General features: G+C 48.7%; 13 protein-coding genes. 7 read left to right on the top strand and 6 right to left on the bottom strand.

Features of this window, described 5'->3' with window-relative positions; translation table 11 throughout:
- Positions 1–143: 143 nt before the first annotated feature.
- The 3 genes from ACYVF1_RS15165 to ACYVF1_RS15155 all read right to left on the bottom strand — a co-directional run bounded on the left by ACYVF1_RS15165 (position 144) and on the right by ACYVF1_RS15155 (position 3,134).
- Complete coding sequence (locus tag ACYVF1_RS15165) at positions 144–1,235, bottom strand: ATP-grasp domain-containing protein (RefSeq protein ID WP_461080154.1); 1,092 nt, start codon at positions 1,233–1,235, stop codon at positions 144–146.
- Between the two features lie 677 nt (positions 1,236–1,912).
- Entirely contained in the window at positions 1,913–2,353 is a 441-nt protein-coding gene (locus ACYVF1_RS15160) for a DinB family protein (protein WP_461080152.1), read from the bottom strand.
- 76 nt (positions 2,354–2,429) lie between these two features.
- Entirely contained in the window at positions 2,430–3,134 is a 705-nt protein-coding gene (locus ACYVF1_RS15155; protein WP_461080150.1) for an esterase family protein, read from the bottom strand.
- A gap of 144 nt (positions 3,135–3,278) precedes the next feature.
- Between ACYVF1_RS15155 and ACYVF1_RS15150 the strand changes: the two genes are divergently transcribed.
- Positions 3,279–4,139 carry an alpha/beta hydrolase gene (locus ACYVF1_RS15150; protein WP_461080762.1) on the top strand — a complete coding sequence of 287 codons (861 nt, stop codon included), beginning with the start codon at positions 3,279–3,281 and terminating at the stop codon, positions 4,137–4,139.
- A 28-nt stretch (positions 4,140–4,167) separates the two neighbouring features.
- Entirely contained in the window at positions 4,168–4,992 is an 825-nt protein-coding gene (locus ACYVF1_RS15145) for a glycoside hydrolase family 16 protein (protein WP_461080148.1), read from the top strand.
- A gap of 98 nt (positions 4,993–5,090) precedes the next feature.
- Here ACYVF1_RS15145 and ACYVF1_RS15140 read toward each other — a convergent pair whose 3' ends face one another.
- Complete coding sequence (locus tag ACYVF1_RS15140) at positions 5,091–5,576, bottom strand: DinB family protein (RefSeq protein ID WP_461080146.1); 486 nt, start codon at positions 5,574–5,576, stop codon at positions 5,091–5,093.
- 118 nt (positions 5,577–5,694) lie between these two features.
- Between ACYVF1_RS15140 and ACYVF1_RS15135 the strand changes: the two genes are divergently transcribed.
- Entirely contained in the window at positions 5,695–6,570 is an 876-nt protein-coding gene (locus tag ACYVF1_RS15135) for an alpha/beta fold hydrolase (RefSeq protein ID WP_461080144.1), read from the top strand.
- Positions 6,571–6,661: 91 nt separating this feature from the next.
- Here ACYVF1_RS15135 and ACYVF1_RS15130 read toward each other — a convergent pair whose 3' ends face one another.
- On the bottom strand, positions 6,662–7,534 hold the full coding sequence (locus tag ACYVF1_RS15130; protein WP_461080142.1) for an AraC family transcriptional regulator: 873 nt from the start codon (positions 7,532–7,534) through the stop codon (positions 6,662–6,664).
- A gap of 130 nt (positions 7,535–7,664) precedes the next feature.
- Here ACYVF1_RS15130 and ACYVF1_RS15125 point away from each other — a divergent pair, with 130 nt between their 5' ends.
- From ACYVF1_RS15125 to ACYVF1_RS15115, 3 genes are all read left to right on the top strand, one after another.
- Entirely contained in the window at positions 7,665–8,555 is an 891-nt protein-coding gene (locus ACYVF1_RS15125; protein WP_461080140.1) for a sugar phosphate isomerase/epimerase family protein, read from the top strand.
- Positions 8,556–8,617: 62 nt separating this feature from the next.
- Positions 8,618–9,730: a Gfo/Idh/MocA family protein gene (locus ACYVF1_RS15120; RefSeq protein ID WP_461080138.1), complete on the top strand. Its 1,113-nt coding sequence runs from the start codon at positions 8,618–8,620 to the stop codon at positions 9,728–9,730.
- Between the two features lie 18 nt (positions 9,731–9,748).
- On the top strand, positions 9,749–13,519 hold the full coding sequence (locus ACYVF1_RS15115; RefSeq protein ID WP_461080136.1) for a PVC-type heme-binding CxxCH protein: 3,771 nt from the start codon (positions 9,749–9,751) through the stop codon (positions 13,517–13,519).
- A 130-nt stretch (positions 13,520–13,649) separates the two neighbouring features.
- Here ACYVF1_RS15115 and ACYVF1_RS15110 read toward each other — a convergent pair whose 3' ends face one another.
- Positions 13,650–14,606 carry a nitrilase family protein gene (locus tag ACYVF1_RS15110; protein ID WP_461080134.1) on the bottom strand — a complete coding sequence of 319 codons (957 nt, stop codon included), beginning with the start codon at positions 14,604–14,606 and terminating at the stop codon, positions 13,650–13,652.
- A gap of 175 nt (positions 14,607–14,781) precedes the next feature.
- Here ACYVF1_RS15110 and ACYVF1_RS15105 point away from each other — a divergent pair, with 175 nt between their 5' ends.
- On the top strand, positions 14,782–15,957 hold the full coding sequence (locus tag ACYVF1_RS15105; RefSeq protein ID WP_461080132.1) for a glycosyltransferase: 1,176 nt from the start codon (positions 14,782–14,784) through the stop codon (positions 15,955–15,957).
- Positions 15,958–16,107 lie beyond the last annotated feature (150 nt).

Genomic DNA, 16,107 nt, shown 5'->3' with positions numbered 1-16,107 from the left:
TACTACGTGCCTCGGCCCGCGATACGGGTATTGGTCTGAAATAACCTGGTCTATAACTAAAGCCTAACAGCCCCTCCCAAACGTATTGATACGTTTGGGAGGGGCTGTTAGGCTTATTCTGTCCTTCAGAATGACAAGATTCCTTATTTTTTTCCTTTTTTGGGTTTTTCTTCTTCGCTGGCTTTCACCGCTTTCGTTGCGGCTTTAGGAGCTTCTTTCGTTTTTTCACCTTTAGAAGCCGGGACTTTCGCTTCTTTTGCCGGCGCTGACACTTCAGACGTATCGCCCACTGAGCCGCGGACAAACGTACCCCAAGTCAGATTGTTGGTGCCTTTCTGCGCTTTTTTCGCCCGGTCGATGGCCATATTGGCGGCTGCTTCAACCACCCAGTCGAAATTCTCCTGTCCAACCGAATGCACGTCGGCGTCGGGGGCAGGGTTGCAGAAATCAATGGCAATGGGTATACCGTCACGTACCGCAAATTCTACCGTATTGAAATCGTAACCAAGGCCATGATTCAGTTTCAATACGTAGTCGTGCATGGTTTCCAGCAGTTTTTTGCCAGCATCCCCCGTAGTTTTCATTTCGGACGCGTAGCGCAGGTGGTGCGGATTACGTGGCTCGTAGGGCATTATCCGAACATCTTTTCCACCAATGCAGTAGCACCGGAAATAGTCGGTAAAGTCGATGGCTTCCTGATACAGCATTACCAACTGCCCCGTTTCGTCGTAGGCGTTGAACATCTGCTCCGGATTATCAACTTTATATACGCTTTTCCAGCCGCCACCCGCGTGCGGTTTCATGAAAGCCGGGAAACCGATATGCCTGAAAATCGCATCCCAGTTCATGTGGCGAAGGTTCCGGAATGAGTTATGGTTCGTATCGTCGGGGCGTTCTTTCGAAGGAAGCAAAATGGTTTTCGGAACAGGTACGCCCAGCTGAACGGCCAGAGCGTTATTGAAAAATTTCTCGTCGGCGCTCCACCAGAACGGGTTGTTTACCACCGCTGTACCGGTCAGCGCAGCGTTTTTCAGGAAAGCTTTATAGAACGGCACATCCTGCGAGATGCGGTCGATAATAACGGCGTAATCGGTCGCCACACTTTGTTCAACTTGCTCAATGGCAACAAATTCGGCCTGGAAAGCGCTCTGTTTTTCATTAACACGGTCGACAAATGCTTGCGGAAAAGTATTCTCCTGGCCGAACAAAATACCGATTTTTGATTTCTTGCTCATAATGAATTAGTTAAGGCTAATTTAAAAACTGCTTTCATGAACAACAGTTTATTAAATTGCAAAAGCGTTGGTTGTTGATGTGGTAAACATACCGCTTTTCACATTGTTTAGCGCGCATCAATCGCAATCTTAGCGGTAACCTGCTTAGTCTATACAGTATAAACTACTTAACTATTTGTGCTTAAAAGGCTGTGTAGCGTCGTGAACTAGTGAGTCAGAAAGGCTATAGTATTTTACTATTTTCTATCGTAAGAGACTGATTTGATTCAAGATACGTATTGGTAAATAGGTTGAATTAATCGGGTTTTAATATAAATCTGCAAACGTTTCGGGTAAAACTACTTAACTTTGTCCCGGTTTTCCGCTTGTCCACCGCAACCTGTAAAACCACCTCGCTACTACACAAGGCCCGTCATTTAGCGGGCTTTTTTCAATTATATAGCGCCGAACAAACGTAGTTGCTTAAAACGAACCCCTGTTTATTGCGGTGCTGAATGTACATGTGCAAGCCGGTCTTCGTACGGCGAAAATTGGGCCAGATTTGTGTAAAAGTTGTCATAGTTATGTTATGGAGGATGAGGCATTAAATCTTCCAAAACAACTACTGTGCCGAACTGATACTACGTAGTAAAAGATAATGTTACGTTGATAGGATTATTATTATAAATATCTGATAATCAAAGTAATGTTTTGAGGTGATGCTCCAAGTGTGCTACGTAATCTTCAATAATCCAATCGAGTGTATAGGTTTCTGCTGCTACTCCATTGTACTGAACAGATTGAGCAAGTTTGGCATCTGGTATGACTTCAGCAACGTAAAGAATTTGGGTGTTCAAACTGCTCCAGAGCGTGAGCAGATGGTCCAGCGGTAACGTTTGGTATTGGTTGACAATAACCAGCTGATTCTGATTGTAAGACGTTGTCTGATACGTTCCCTCCGAAAACTGAGCATCCGTAAATCGCTTCAGATTATTAATAGCCGAATCAATCAGGTGCCCCAGAATTTGCTTACGCGACCACTTGTCCGGTGCGTGCTGAGTCAGCTCGGTATCGGAGAAGGCTTTCAGGCGAATCGGTATGTCAATAATATGTTGGCGAAGCCGGTCGAGGTGGTGCATAGATTGATGATGTATAAAGTATAGAATAGGATGTATGCGATACGACGTTCATACTTCATACATCCTAGTTCATACATTATATCTGGCTTAAATACTTAGGAAACTGGTCTTTCCAGACGGGCCAGTCATGGTTTCCCCAAGGCGTTACGTCGAGTTGATGCCGAATGCCCTTTTGGTTCAGGATGCCCGACATCTGGTAATTAGCGGGTTTGCAGAAATCATATTCCGACGTACCGAGCACAATATTCATATGGTAGAACTCATCGTTTTGCGCGTTGGGCATGAAATCGGGCGGATTGTTGTAATACACGTTATCGTCGTAATAACCACCCAGAAACGATCTGATGTCGAAAGCCGCGCCCATGGTGAGCAGATGACCAACCTGTTCGGGATGCCGGAACGCAAAGTTCATGGCATGATACCCACCAAATGAAGCGCCCGAAACGCCGATTTTCCGTACGTTGCATTCCCGCTGAATGCCGGGTACCAATTCCTCATGCAGAAACCGGTCGTACAATACGTGATTCCAGATGCGGGTGCCAGGATGCAGGTGCTTGGCATACCAGCTGTCTTTGTCGATGCTGTCGATGCAATAAAGTTTTACTTTTCCGGTTTCCACAAACCAACGGGCCGTTTCGAGCAAACCGAAATCTTTATATTCGTAATAATGGCCCATAGAGGTCGGAAACATTATCACCGGGTAGCCCCAATCCCCATAAACCAGCATTTCAATGTCGCGTCCGAGGTGATGCGAATACCACTTCCGATAGTCTTCCTTCACGTTGGTAGTTGTTTAATGAGTGTACAAAATTTCGGCTGAAAATAGAAGAAATAGCTCGTACCGTCAAAAAGAGAGTCGTAGGCATCGAAAAATTTAGCTACTTTGTCAATTGTGAAGATTATCCTTTTGTTATTTTTTGCGCTTATGGTTGACCTTGTACCAACCCTCCCCAATGCTGAACAATCTACCGTAACGGTTCGGCACGACGATTCATTATACTCGGTTCCCCTAAAACGAACTGTTGAATTAGACGTAGTACTACCTCCTCATTACCAGTCCTTTGCTGAAATGAATCGGCAAAACGACGTAGCGCGCTTGCCCGTTTTATACCTGAACGATGGGCAGGATCTGACCCGGTTGCGGATAAAAGAAGTGCTCGATTCTCTTTACGAAAAACAGGCGATACGTCCGTTTATACTTGTGGCTATTCACGCCGGCGACCGGATTCAGGAATACGGAACGGCGGCTCAGGCCGATTATATGAGCCGGGGAAGTAAGGCCAATCTGTATACCGACTTCGTGCTGACTGAACTCATTCCCTACGTTAAGAAAAAGTACCGCGTCAGTACCGACCCCGCCCAATCAGTGTTTGCTGGTTTTTCGCTCGGCGGATTGTCGGCCTTCGATATTGTGTTTCACCATCCCGACCGATTCTCCAAAGCGGGCGTATTTTCGGGTTCGCTCTGGTGGCGTAGCAAGAGTACGGAAGACGGTTACCGCGACGAAACCGACCGAATTATGCACGCGCTTGTTCGAAAGGGAACGTATCATAAAGGCCAGAAATTCTGGTTCGAAGCCGGTACCGACGACGAAACCAGCGACCGCAATAACAACGGCATCATCGACGCCATCGACGATACGCTTGATCTGATAAAGGAGTTGGAGGAAAAAGGTTATCAACGTAACGACGACATTCGCTACGTTGAAATTGCCGGAGGAAAACACAACCAGGAAACCTGGAGCGCCATCATGCCCGATTTCCTGACGTGGGCGTTTGGAAAATGAGTGATTGATCGAACAAGAAATACTGATTATGAGAAACGTATTGATATTAAAAGCCTTAGTGCTAATCGCTCTGCTAGCCTGTAAAGCGCCGGACGTAACAGCCCCGGTGAACGTAACAACTTCGCCCACAGACCGAAAACTCGTGTGGAGTGATGAATTCGACAAGCCAGGCCTGCCCGATTCCACGAAATGGGATTATGAAGTAGGAGGGAATGGCTGGGGCAATAATGAGCTGCAGTACTACACCCGTCGGCGAAGTGAAAACGCCCGCGTTGAAAATGGGAAACTGATCATCGAAGCCCGCAAAGAAACCTATGAAGGCAAAAACTATACGTCGGCACGGTTGCTGACGCGAGGCAAAATGGCGTGGCAGCAGGGACGTATCGAAGCCTACGCCAAACTGCCATCGGGTCGTGGTACGTGGCCTGCCGTCTGGATGCTGGGTAATAATATTAAAACAGCCGGTTGGCCGCTGGCTGGCGAAATTGACATCATGGAACACGTTGGCTTCGATGAAGGCGTCATTCATGGCACAATTCACACCGAATCGTACAACCACGCTAAAAAGACCCAGAAAGGGAAGCAGATTAATGTACCGGATGCTACTCAGGCGTATCACCTCTACGCTATTGAATGGACCGCCGATAAGATCGATTTCTTCGTCGATAACCAGAAATATAACACGGTCGAAAAGTCTGTTTTGGGCAGTAACGTAGCAGAATGGCCGTTTGAACAAAAATTTTACCTGCTGCTGAACGTAGCGGTGGGCGGCAACTGGGGAGGCCAGAAAGGCGTTGACGAAAGCATCTGGCCCCGACGAATGGAAGTCGACTACGTGCGGGTGTACCAGTAGTCAGAAAAAAAGCGATGAGAGACAAAGGATGAGTTTGCTGAAGTACCAAGCAATTGAATGCGTCAGCAAACTCATCCTTTGTCTCTCATCGCTTTTTACTATACGCCCATCGGCTGTTCTTCGGTTCGCATGGCTCCGCCTAGCTTCAGAATGGTAAAGAAATGATGCGCTTCATGGAGCAGAAAAAATTCGGCCCAGCCTTCTACTGTCATAGGTCCAAACGCGGGGTGTATGCCCACGCGTAACAATTGCTCCTCTCGTAAAATGCTCAGAAAGGCATTCAGTGCTGCCCGTTCGTTTTGCATGCGCTCGGTCAACGTTTGAAAAGATAGCCGTGTCCAATCATCAAAATCAGGATCATTATCGGCAACGTAGCGGTTAAATCTTGGTGTTACGTTGCTGATAATCTGCTGGATACGGTCCAGAAACACTTCCTGATAACGCCCCAAATGCGCCATATTTTCTAAAATAGACCATTTCTCAGGCTGTGGTCGTTGCCGGATCTGATCTTCGCTAAGGCCAAGTAATAAATGGTTTAGGGCGTGTGGTTGCTCGGAAAGTCGGGCGAGTAAAGATTGTTTCATGGACCAATAATCGGCTAAACCCTGGTAACAATCAAATAATGGACCAGTAGCAAACTATTTATTACAAGTCGAGTTGTCTATAAAACAACTCGATTAAAATCGACAAAACAAAAACGTTATGAGCTATATTAAAGCAGGCACCGATGCCTCAGGCAACGACATCAAATTGTTCTATCAAGATTTAGGCACCGGCAATCCTGTCGTACTCATTCATGGCTGGCCGCTCAGCCACGAAATGTGGGATTATCAACTGGCCGAATTACCGGCACATGGCATCCGCGTAGTCGCTTATGACCGTCGCGGTTTCGGAAAATCGACCCAGACCTGGGATGGTTATGATTACGATACGTTGGCCGACGATCTGAAAGCGGTTCTTGATGAACTGGATTTGCAGAACGTAACGCTGGTCGGTTTTTCGATGGGCGGTGGCGAAGTAGCTCGTTACATGAGCCGCCATGGTGGTGCGCGCGTAGCGAAAGTAGCATTTGTCAGTGCTGTAACACCTTATTTGCTGAAAACGGAAGACAATCCAGATGGCGTAGATAAGGAAGTGTTCGACGAAATCACTGAGAATTTACAGAAAGATCGCGCCGATTTCCTGCAAACTTTCGGTAAGCAATTCTATGGCGTCAGCCTGATCAGCCAGCCCGTTAGTCAAGCCCACCTCGACGGTGATTTTGCCCGCGCCTACGTAGCATCGCACAAAGCTACGCTCGACTGCGCCAACGCATTTGCAACCACCGATTTTCGGGATGATTTAATGCAGATTAACGTACCGGCGCTCATTATTCATGGGGATTCCGATAAAACCGTACCCATTGAAGCGTCAGGCGAACGGACAGCCGATGCTTTGCCAAATGCTACGTATATCGTGTATGAAGGCGCTCCGCACGGTTTGTTCGTAACCGAAAAAGATCGGCTCAACGAAGATCTGCTGACCTTTATCAATGAAGGCGTATCAGTTCGCGAACCAGCGAGCACGGTGACGTATTAAGTTTAAGAGTGAAAGAATAAAAGAGTGAAAGTGCGAAAAGCCTACGATGGTATTCGCACTTTCACTCTTTTATTCTTCCGCACTTTATATGCTAAAGCTCCCGATACGTCTTTACGTAATTCGAAGGAGTTTGGCCGGTTATGTCTTTGAACTGGCGATTAAAATTCGAAAGCGTACGGAAACCGCTTTCCAGACTGATCTGCGTGATATTTAACTTCCCCATCATCAGTAGTTTACACGCATGCCCGATGCGTACCTCCGACACAAATTCAGAAAACGTTTTATTGGCCCGGGTTTTAAAATAGCGACAAAAAGCGGGTGGCGTCATCCCGGCCAGATCGGCGATGGTATCTAGGCTAAGGTCGTCTGGGAAATGTTCCAGTACGTAATCGTGTACCAATTGCATGCGATCCGTTTCAGACGGCTTTACCGTGTTGGTATATCCTGAACTCGTCAGAAAACGGTAGTCTGACGCATGCGACAACGTATTTAGTAAGGAGAGTAGACTAATAACACGCTCAAAATCAACGGTTTGTTTGGCCAGATTACGTAGCGATTTTTCGGTTTGTCTACGTGTCTCACCAGTCCATTCCAGCCCTTGCCGGGCGTTATTGAGCAATTGCCGCACCAGGGTCATCTCCTGTTTATTGAAGAAATCCCCTCCCAGAAAATCTTCGGCGAAATAAACGACAATGCCTTTCGTGATGAGGCCCGAAAATTTGTTGAAATAATCCTGATCACTACGCCAGAGATGCGGTAAATTGGGGCCTAAAAAAACCAGATCGCCGGGACCGAACGGCTTTATTGAGTCGCCAATAAACCGCATACCGGTCCCTTCTTCGACCAGAAATAACTGGTAGTGGGGATGAAAATGCCAATTTTGATCGAAGTGAGGCTCTGTCAGTTCTTTAACAATGAACGAAGACGCAACAGGTTCGATATCTTTGCGTAAGGGCGGTCGCATTGTTTTTATTTAACGTAATCCGAGCCAAAAATAGAAGTTTTGCGTGAAAATACAGTCGGTATTCATTAATAAAAGCTATGACTCGTATTTGGTTACTAAGTAAATTTGTGTAATTTTTTAGAGACGTAATATGAATAAGGTAGGAATGAATCTGTTTGTCTGGACAGCGTCGATGGACGAAAACTTGTCCGAAACGTTCGCGTTTCTGAAAAACAGCGGATTCGATTTTGTGGAGGTTCCCATCAGCGAACCGAACGATACGCCGAACCTCGCCAAATGGCAACGTATCGGTCAACAATTGAAGGCGCTGGACTTAGGTGTTCAAACCTGTACCATCTGTAGCCATGAGGTAAGCCTCATCAGTCCCGACGAAGCTACGCGACGTGCAGGCGTTACGTACTTAAAAAAGATTGTCGACTGCTCAGCAGCCGTTGGTTCCCGCATTCTGATGGGGCCGATGTATGCCGGATTCAAAACCTTTACGGGCAAACCCGCCACTGAGCAGGAATGGAACTGGTCGGTTGAAGGAATGCGCGAAGTGGCCGAATACGCCCAAACGAAGGACGTAGTGCTGGCGGTTGAGTACCTAAATAGGTTTGAGACGTACCTGCTTACCTGCGTCGATGAACTGGTTCGCTACGTCGAAGCGGTTGATCACCCGAATTGCCGGGCGGCTTTCGATACGTTCCACGCCAACATGGAGGAGAAGAGCGTAGCAGAGGCCATTCGGAACGTAGCGCCTTACCTGGTTCACGTTCAGATTTCCGAAAACGACCGTTCTACTCCCGGCAAAGGCCATATTAATTTCGACGATGTATTTGGTACGTTGCAGGAAGTGGGTTACGAAGGCCCAATTGCTATAGAAGCCTTCGGTCCGAACCCGCCTGATCTGGCGGCAGCCACGCATATTTTCCGGCCCATGTTTACCTCGCCCGAACAACTGGCAGTAGACGGACTGGCGTTTATAAAAACAATGAGTGAAAGAGCGAATAAGCGAAAGAGCGCATTGCTCTCGTCATAATGTTGCCTCACCAGCAGTCAATCTTTCGCTCTTTCAATCTTTCGCACTTTCACTCTTTAATTATGATTAACGTTGCCATTGTGGGCCTGGGTTTTGGGGCCGAATTCATTCCGATTTATCAGCGTCATCCGAACGCCAATATGTATGCTATCTGCCAGCGCAACGTCGAAAATCTGAACAAGATTGGCGACGCGTATGGCATTGAAAAACGCTATAGCAGCTACGACGAACTACTGGCCGACCCCAATGTGGATGCCGTTCATATCAATTCGCCGATTCCGAACCACGCCGAACAAAGCCTCAAAGCGTTACGTGCTGGTAAACACGTAGCGTGCACGGTGCCGATGGCAACTTCGGTTGAAGATTGCCTGGAAATCGTGAAAGCTACCAAAGAATCGGGCAAGAAATACATGATGATGGAAACGGTGGTGTATAGCCGTGAATTTCTGTTCGTCAAGGAGTTATACGAAAAAGGTGAGCTGGGGAAAGTGCAGTTTCTGAAAGCCAGTCACCAGCAGGATATGGACGGATGGCCGGATTACTGGCCCGGTTTGCCGCCAATGCACTACGCTACGCACTGCGTTGGTCCGGTTGCGGGTTTGCTTAAACTGGAAGCTGAGTACGTATCATGCTTCGGTTCGGGTACTATCCGCGAAGAACTGGCAAAAATTCACAACTCGCCGTTTGCTGTGGAATCGGCGCATATCAAGTTCAGAAACAGCGATTTATCGGCTTATGTATACCGGTCGCTGTTCGACGTAGCACGGCAGTATCGCGAAAGCTTCGAGGTGTACGGTGATAAAAAATCGTTCGAATGGCAGTTGATCGAGGACGAGCAGCCAGTGATTCACACGGCCAAAAAGCCGGAACCAGAAATCCCTGAGAAAGTAACTGTTCCCGATTACGCGCATTATCTACCGGAAGAAATTCAGCGTTTTACGACGAAAGGCGTGTACGATGCCGATGAAACGCAACACCTGTCGTTCACACAGGGCGGTGGTCACGGTGGATCGCACCCGCACATGGTGCACGAGTTTGTGTCGGCCATTGTTGAAGATCGCGATCCGTTCCCGAATGCGGCTCAGTCGGCCAACTGGACCAGCGTTGGAATTCTGGCGCACGAGTCAGCGCTTCAGGGTGGAAAATTGATTGAATTGCCCGATTTTAACCTATAACTAGACGGTCGTAAGGCCATGAAAAAATTACTCACTCTCCTTGGGTTAGCCGCCCTTTTTGCGCAGTGCGCCCGCCTGTCGGGTACACAAACGACCGTCCGGCAGGAGTCATCGCGGGCTCGCCGGACCGAAATTCTTTTTCTGGGCGATAACGGACATCACCGGCCCATCGAGCGGGTGCCGCAACTCATGGCTGCGCTGGGAAACCGGGGCATCAACATTACGTATACCGATAAGCTGGAAGACCTCAACGCCGACAACCTGAACAAGTACGACGGCCTGTTGATTTACGCCAACTGGGACAGCCTGCCGAAGCCGCAGGAAAAAGCGTTACTTGATTACGTATCGTCGGGGCATGGCGTGATTCCGGTACACTGTGCATCATACTGCTTCCGCAACTCGACCGAATACGTCGACAAAGTAGTTGGTGGGCAATTCTGGCGGCACAAAATGGACACCATCCAAACGCGTTTCACGCAACCCGAAAATGCGTTGGTAATGGGTTTGCAGTCGTTCAAAGCTTTCGATGAAACGTACCTGCACAGCCATCTGCAAGAGGATAATAACGTACTGGCCGTTCGCGAAATTAAAGCCGACCAGCGGCAGGACCGCCCCGACAAGACCGAAGAACCGTATACCTGGACTCGGACGTACGGCAAAGGGCGCGTTTTCTACACGGCTTATGGCCACGACGAGCGTACCTGGAGCCAGCCCGGTTTTCAGCAGTTACTGGAACGTGGTATTCTTTGGGCAGTTGGTGATAAAGTCAAAAAACTGCACGACGACCTGAATCCGCAGCCGTTTGCGTATCACGAAGCCAATCTGCCGAACTACGAAAAACGGCCTGGCCCTCAAATGGAGCAGGAGCCGCTGTCGCCTGAGGAGTCGATGAAGCATATTCAGGTGCCGGTCGATTTTACGCTCGAACTGTTTGCGCATGAGCCTAACGTATTGCACCCCATCGCGATGACCTGGGATGAGCGCGGACGGCTGTTTGTGCTGATTACCAAGGATTACCCCAACGAACGGAAGTCGGGAGGAGGGTCAGATTATATTGTTATCTGCGAGGATACCGACAAAGACGGTAAGGCCGATAAGTTCACCAATTTCGCTGAAGGGCTGAGCATCCCGACGGGGATGGCGTTTGGAAACGGAGGCCTCTACGTATCGCAGGCACCCCACATGCTTTTTTTGCAGGATACCAACGGCGACGACCGGGCTGATTTAACGAAGATTCTGTTTACCGGTTTCGGTACGTTCGATACGCACGCCGGTCCGAGTAACCTGCACTACGGTTTCGACAATTGGATCTGGGGCAGCGTTGGCTACTCGGGTTTCAAAGGGAAAGTGGGTGCCGACAGCGTTAAATTTAGCCAGGGCTTTTTTCGGTTTAAACCCGATGGTTCTGAACTTCAATACGTAACAGGTACGTCGAACAACACCTGGGGCCTTGGCTTCACCGAAACCGGCGATATTTTCGGCTCGACGGCCAACAATTCGCACGGCTGGTACATGGCCATCCCGAACCAATATTTTCACGGCGCTCCGCACATTCGCGAGAACGGCAGTCGCAGTACGGATACGCACAAAGACATGAAACCCATCACCGAGAAAGTTCGGCAGGTGGACGTGTTTGGCGGATTTACGGCGGCCGCTGGACATAACTTTTACACGGCCCGCGCCTTCCCCAAAAAATACTGGAACAACGTAGCGTTTGTTGCCGAACCAACGGGCCACATTCTGCACCAGAACGTAATGCAGAAAAGCGGAACCGATTTTTCCGACGTCGATGGATTTAACCTGATGGCCGGAGCCGACGAATGGTTTGCGCCCGTTTTTGCTGAAGTTGGACCCGACGGAGCTGTTTGGGTGGTTGACTGGTACAGCTACATTATTCAGCATAACCCAACGCCTAAAGGTGCTACCAATGGTTCGGGAAATGCTTACGAGACACCGCTACGTGATTTTACGCACGGTCGGATTTATCGCGTCGGTTACAAAGGCGCGCCTTCATACACGCCTATGACGTTGAGCAAAGACCAGCCGAATCAGTTGGTGGCCGCGTTGAAAAATTCGAATATGTTCTGGCGCATGACGGCTCAGCGGCTGCTTATCGAACGGAACAACAAGGACGTAGTGCCGCAACTGTTGGAGCTGCTGAACGATCCGTCGCTCGATGAAATTGGCAATGCGCCGGGTGTTCTTCACGCCCTCTGGACGCTCCACGGTTTAGGTGCCTTAACCGATCCGAACGTATCAGGGGCAGTCACAAAAGTGCTGCATCATCCGGCTCCGGCAGTACGTCGGGCGGTGATTCGGATGTTGCCAAACGATAAGGATGGCTGGTTGGCGAAATATATTTTCCGGGAGAAATTACTGGAAGATAAAGAACCATTAGTTGTATTGGAAGCCCTGTTAGCGCTCTCAAAATCAACACTTGAACGGCCTGAACAAGAGGCAATTCTGGCTCAGCTTCAGAGCAATAACTACGTCTCAGACCGCTGGATACCTGAAGCATACGCTCTGTTATTAAGCGGAGATGATGGTGAGCTGCTAAAAGCATACATGGCTGAGCTGGCGAAGAAAGGTCCTGCTACGTCGTCATCCATGCAGCACGACATGAGTGCCCATAACCATGCTGAACAACAGGCTACTACGTCGAATTCAAATAATTCTCAATCTTCGTCGGGCAATAAGCCGGATCTGGTTGTGGCAACCATTCGGACAACGCCCGCTTCACCAGCCGTTCGGGAAAGAGCACAGGTATTTGTCGATGTGAAAAACGCGGGTGGTGCAGCTATTCCGGCCGGAACACCGATTCCATTGTCGGTACGTGTCGAAGGGCCTTCGGGACCAGGCGAGAAAGCTAAAATTGATTTTGTGAGCGTAACGCACGAGTCGGGTATCGCTCCTGGCGAAACGGTAACCATCACCAAATCGAACAATGGCCCTTGGGTTGGTGATATGGGCGTTTCGTTCGAAAAAGCTGGTCAATACACCATCACGGCCATGCTTGATCGCGACAACAAAATTGCGGAAGGTAACGAGCAGAATAACAATGCTACGCACAAACTAACGTACCGCGGCCCGCAGAGCCTGGCTACCTACGCTCTCGAACGTGCAACCCGTAGCTACGTATCGGTAGCCCCGGTCGATTCGGTGGTGGCGCTGCTACGTTGGGCGCAGAAGCTGCCTTCTACCGAAAGCGAGGCTTTGGTGAAAGGCGTTACGGAAGGCTGGAACATGAAACAAAAAACCGACGTAGCAGAAGCAAACAAGTCGTTCCTGGTAAGTTTGAGCAACAGCGTTTCAACCGACAATCGCGAGCGGCTGGCCCGACTTTACGAAGTTTGGGGTATGAAAAAGGCTGAACCTGAAGACCCGAACGTAGAGGTGGTACGTATGAAAACCGTTCGGGAGGAGATGCGTTTCGATAAAAAAGAATTTACCGTAACGGCGGGCAAGCAGATCGAAATTGTACTGGAAAACCCCGACGCCATGCAGCATAACCTCGTTATCGGGAAACCACGTAGCATGGAAACTATCGGTGCGGCTGCTGACAAACTGATTACGGCGAAAGATGGTGCCGAGAAAAACTACGTACCGTCGATTTCGCAGGTCATTGTTGCCACGCCACTCGTCAACCCTGACCAGACTTACCGGCTAAAATTCACAGCGCCCACTACCCCCGGTGATTATCCGTACGTCTGCACGTTCCCCGGCCACTGGCGCATTATGAATGGCGTCATGAAAGTGGTGAAAGCTGGCCAGGCTATGAATATGAAGTAATTGCCTAAAGGTGTTTGATGTCAATAAAAACAAAAACCGGCTTAGAGCCGGTTTTTGTTTTTATTATGATTCCAGTCCGGCGGCCCGGCTTCATCAGCATAACAAAGTTGTTTTCCTAACTCGTTATTTGCTACTCAACATCCGAATTCAGCCAGACTACTTTCTGCTCCGGCGTATGTTCCTGGCCTAAAATATCCCGATACAAGTCAGGGCGACGGGCTTTACGGTAACGGTAGCCGCCGGCTTGTTGCAGTTTTTCGGGAGTAAGAGTCGCAATGGCGATGTCGTTGCCAAGTTCGCGGCATTCAGCAATGACATCGCCAAACGGGTCAATAATCATGGAACAGCCATTTTTAAGCTGGTCGTCGTCCATACCGATTGGGTTGGAAAATACGGCGTAGATACCATTATCGTAAGCGCGGGCGGGTAGCCATTTCATGAGCCAGGCGCGTCCTTTCATACCGTCAAATTCCAGACGTAGCGACGTTGGGTCATTTTCGCGATTTTGCCACAGCGCCGGGTCAGCGAAGCCAGCGCCGGGGCGGGTAGAAGGCGTTAGCATCGTAACGTGTGGCATGAAAATAATATCGGCTCCGAGCAACGCCGTCGCGCGTACATTCTCAACTACATTGTTGTCATAGCAAATCAGTATGCCACATTTCCAACCAAATAAATCAAACACAACGTATTGATCGCCGGGTAACAGATGCGGATTGATGAAGGGGTGCAGTTTCCGATATTTAGCTACTAAACCGTTTTTGTCGACGCAAACGTAGGCTTTGAAAAGACGATTTTGCTCATCTTTTTCGAACAGACCCGCCAGAATAACAATATTATTTTCACGAGCAATTTCGGTGAGCCGTTGAATGCTTTCTCCATCAGGAATTCGCTCGGCAATGGCCAGCAGCTGCGTTTCCGACAGATGACGGGCAAACGTATAACCCGTAATGGAACATTCGTGAAAGGCAATAACCTGAGCGCCCTGTTGAGCTGCTTTAGCCGCTAACTGGCTAATCACCTGGAGATTGTATGCTTTGTCTCCGCTGGCATTTTCGAACTGTGCTGTCGCAATCTTAAGATTCTGCATGACTCAGAAGAAGGTGACTAACAAAGGTATAAGAAAAAGAAATGATACGTAGTGGTGAAGGAAGTAAACACGTAGTCCAGTCGTTTTTCGATAACTTTGATCTTTCATTGACTAAAAATCTGGCTTGTGTGTACGCGAACGCTGCTTGCCTGAAAGAGGTAACGTAGCGGTTATTATGAAACGAATTCTGCTGTTTGACACGATCATTGATGGGCATCACGCTGATTATCTGTCTCATCTTATTAATTACTGGCTTCACCAACGGCCCGAAGGCGAGTTACTTGTTGTCACACAAGCGTCTTTTGAGCCAACATTTCAGCAATTGGTCGACGTAGCACCAACGGGCGCTGCGGTCCGTTTTATCCCAATTCCTCAGGCCGATATTGAGCAGACGCACCAGGCGTCGATGCTGGCTCGTGCGTTCAAAGAGTGGAATTTGCTACGTCGTTACGTTCAGGAATACCAGCCCTCGCACGTCCTGCTGATGTATTTCGATATTTTTCAGATGGGGTTGTGGCTGGGTCGTAAAGTTCCCTGTAAAGTATCAGGCATTTATTTCCGACCCGATTTTCACTACAAAACTGTCCCCGGCCTGAAAGCCCGACTGAACGTACTACGGAAGAAACTGACGCTACGTGGCATGCTACGTCGGGGTGTGCTCACCAACCTGTTCTGCCTCGATCACTCGGTTGTAGCCATGCTCCGAACGATACACGCTGGCGTCAACGTAGTACCGCTTCCTGACCCCGTAAAAGCTTATTCCATTCCGGCTACAGAAATTGATACGCTACGTAGTGAACTTCAAATCAAGCCTGATCGCAAGGTATTTCTCCTATTCGGCTATCTGGATGATCGCAAAGGAATAGAGCCCCTGCTGGATGCACTTAAACTTCTTGATCCGGCATTGTATTCGCGCGTTTGTGTGGTATTGGCGGGGGCAATACGTAGCGATTACCAGCAGCTAATTGAGCAGAAAATGGCGGAGGTTAGCCCTGTTATTCAGATCATTTGTGAGTTCCGTGAAGTGCGGGGCAAACGTATTCAGGCTTTTTTTGAGCTGGCCGATTATGCGCTGGCGTTGTATCAGCGGCATGTGGGGATGGCTTCGGTAATTATTCGGTCGGCTGTATCGGGCAAACCCATACTGGCTTCGGATTATGGCTACGTCGGAAAACTCGTTGAACAGGATAAACTAGGTGCCGTAGTCGACTCGACTTCACCACAAGCTATTAGTCAACTTTTGGAAAAAGTGCTGACTGAAGGTATTATGTATTCAGATGAAAATCTTCAAAAACTGGCCTACCAAAATTCCGATACGTGCTTTGCCGAAACGATTTTTAACGCATTATGAGTTGGAGCTTCTGTCTATACAAAGCTGGATTTTAGCTTAGACGAATCACTTTGCTCAGTGGCTTTATAATCGTTTTTCAAGCTATTTTCTAATTTTTTAAAAAAATAATCTTAAAACGAGGGTTAAGTTTCGGTTAAAATCCGCTCATAC

Source organism: Spirosoma flavus, assembly GCF_054778555.1.
This window is presented reverse-complemented; position numbering and strand designations above follow the sequence as displayed.

Coding starts and splice junctions, on each gene's coding strand:
- ACYVF1_RS15165 (WP_461080154.1), bottom strand. CDS start 1,235: ATGAGCAAGAAATCAAAAATCGGTATTTTGTTCGGCCAGGAGAATACT.
- ACYVF1_RS15160 (WP_461080152.1), bottom strand. CDS start 2,353: ATGCACCACCTCGACCGGCTTCGCCAACATATTATTGACATACCGATT.
- ACYVF1_RS15150 (WP_461080762.1), top strand. CDS start 3,279: ATGGTTGACCTTGTACCAACCCTCCCCAATGCTGAACAATCTACCGTA.
- ACYVF1_RS15145 (WP_461080148.1), top strand. CDS start 4,168: ATGAGAAACGTATTGATATTAAAAGCCTTAGTGCTAATCGCTCTGCTA.
- ACYVF1_RS15140 (WP_461080146.1), bottom strand. CDS start 5,576: ATGAAACAATCTTTACTCGCCCGACTTTCCGAGCAACCACACGCCCTA.
- ACYVF1_RS15135 (WP_461080144.1), top strand. CDS start 5,695: ATGAGCTATATTAAAGCAGGCACCGATGCCTCAGGCAACGACATCAAA.
- ACYVF1_RS15130 (WP_461080142.1), bottom strand. CDS start 7,534: ATGCGACCGCCCTTACGCAAAGATATCGAACCTGTTGCGTCTTCGTTC.
- ACYVF1_RS15125 (WP_461080140.1), top strand. CDS start 7,665: ATGAATAAGGTAGGAATGAATCTGTTTGTCTGGACAGCGTCGATGGAC.
- ACYVF1_RS15120 (WP_461080138.1), top strand. CDS start 8,618: ATGATTAACGTTGCCATTGTGGGCCTGGGTTTTGGGGCCGAATTCATT.
- ACYVF1_RS15115 (WP_461080136.1), top strand. CDS start 9,749: ATGAAAAAATTACTCACTCTCCTTGGGTTAGCCGCCCTTTTTGCGCAG.
- ACYVF1_RS15110 (WP_461080134.1), bottom strand. CDS start 14,606: ATGCAGAATCTTAAGATTGCGACAGCACAGTTCGAAAATGCCAGCGGA.
- ACYVF1_RS15105 (WP_461080132.1), top strand. CDS start 14,782: ATGAAACGAATTCTGCTGTTTGACACGATCATTGATGGGCATCACGCT.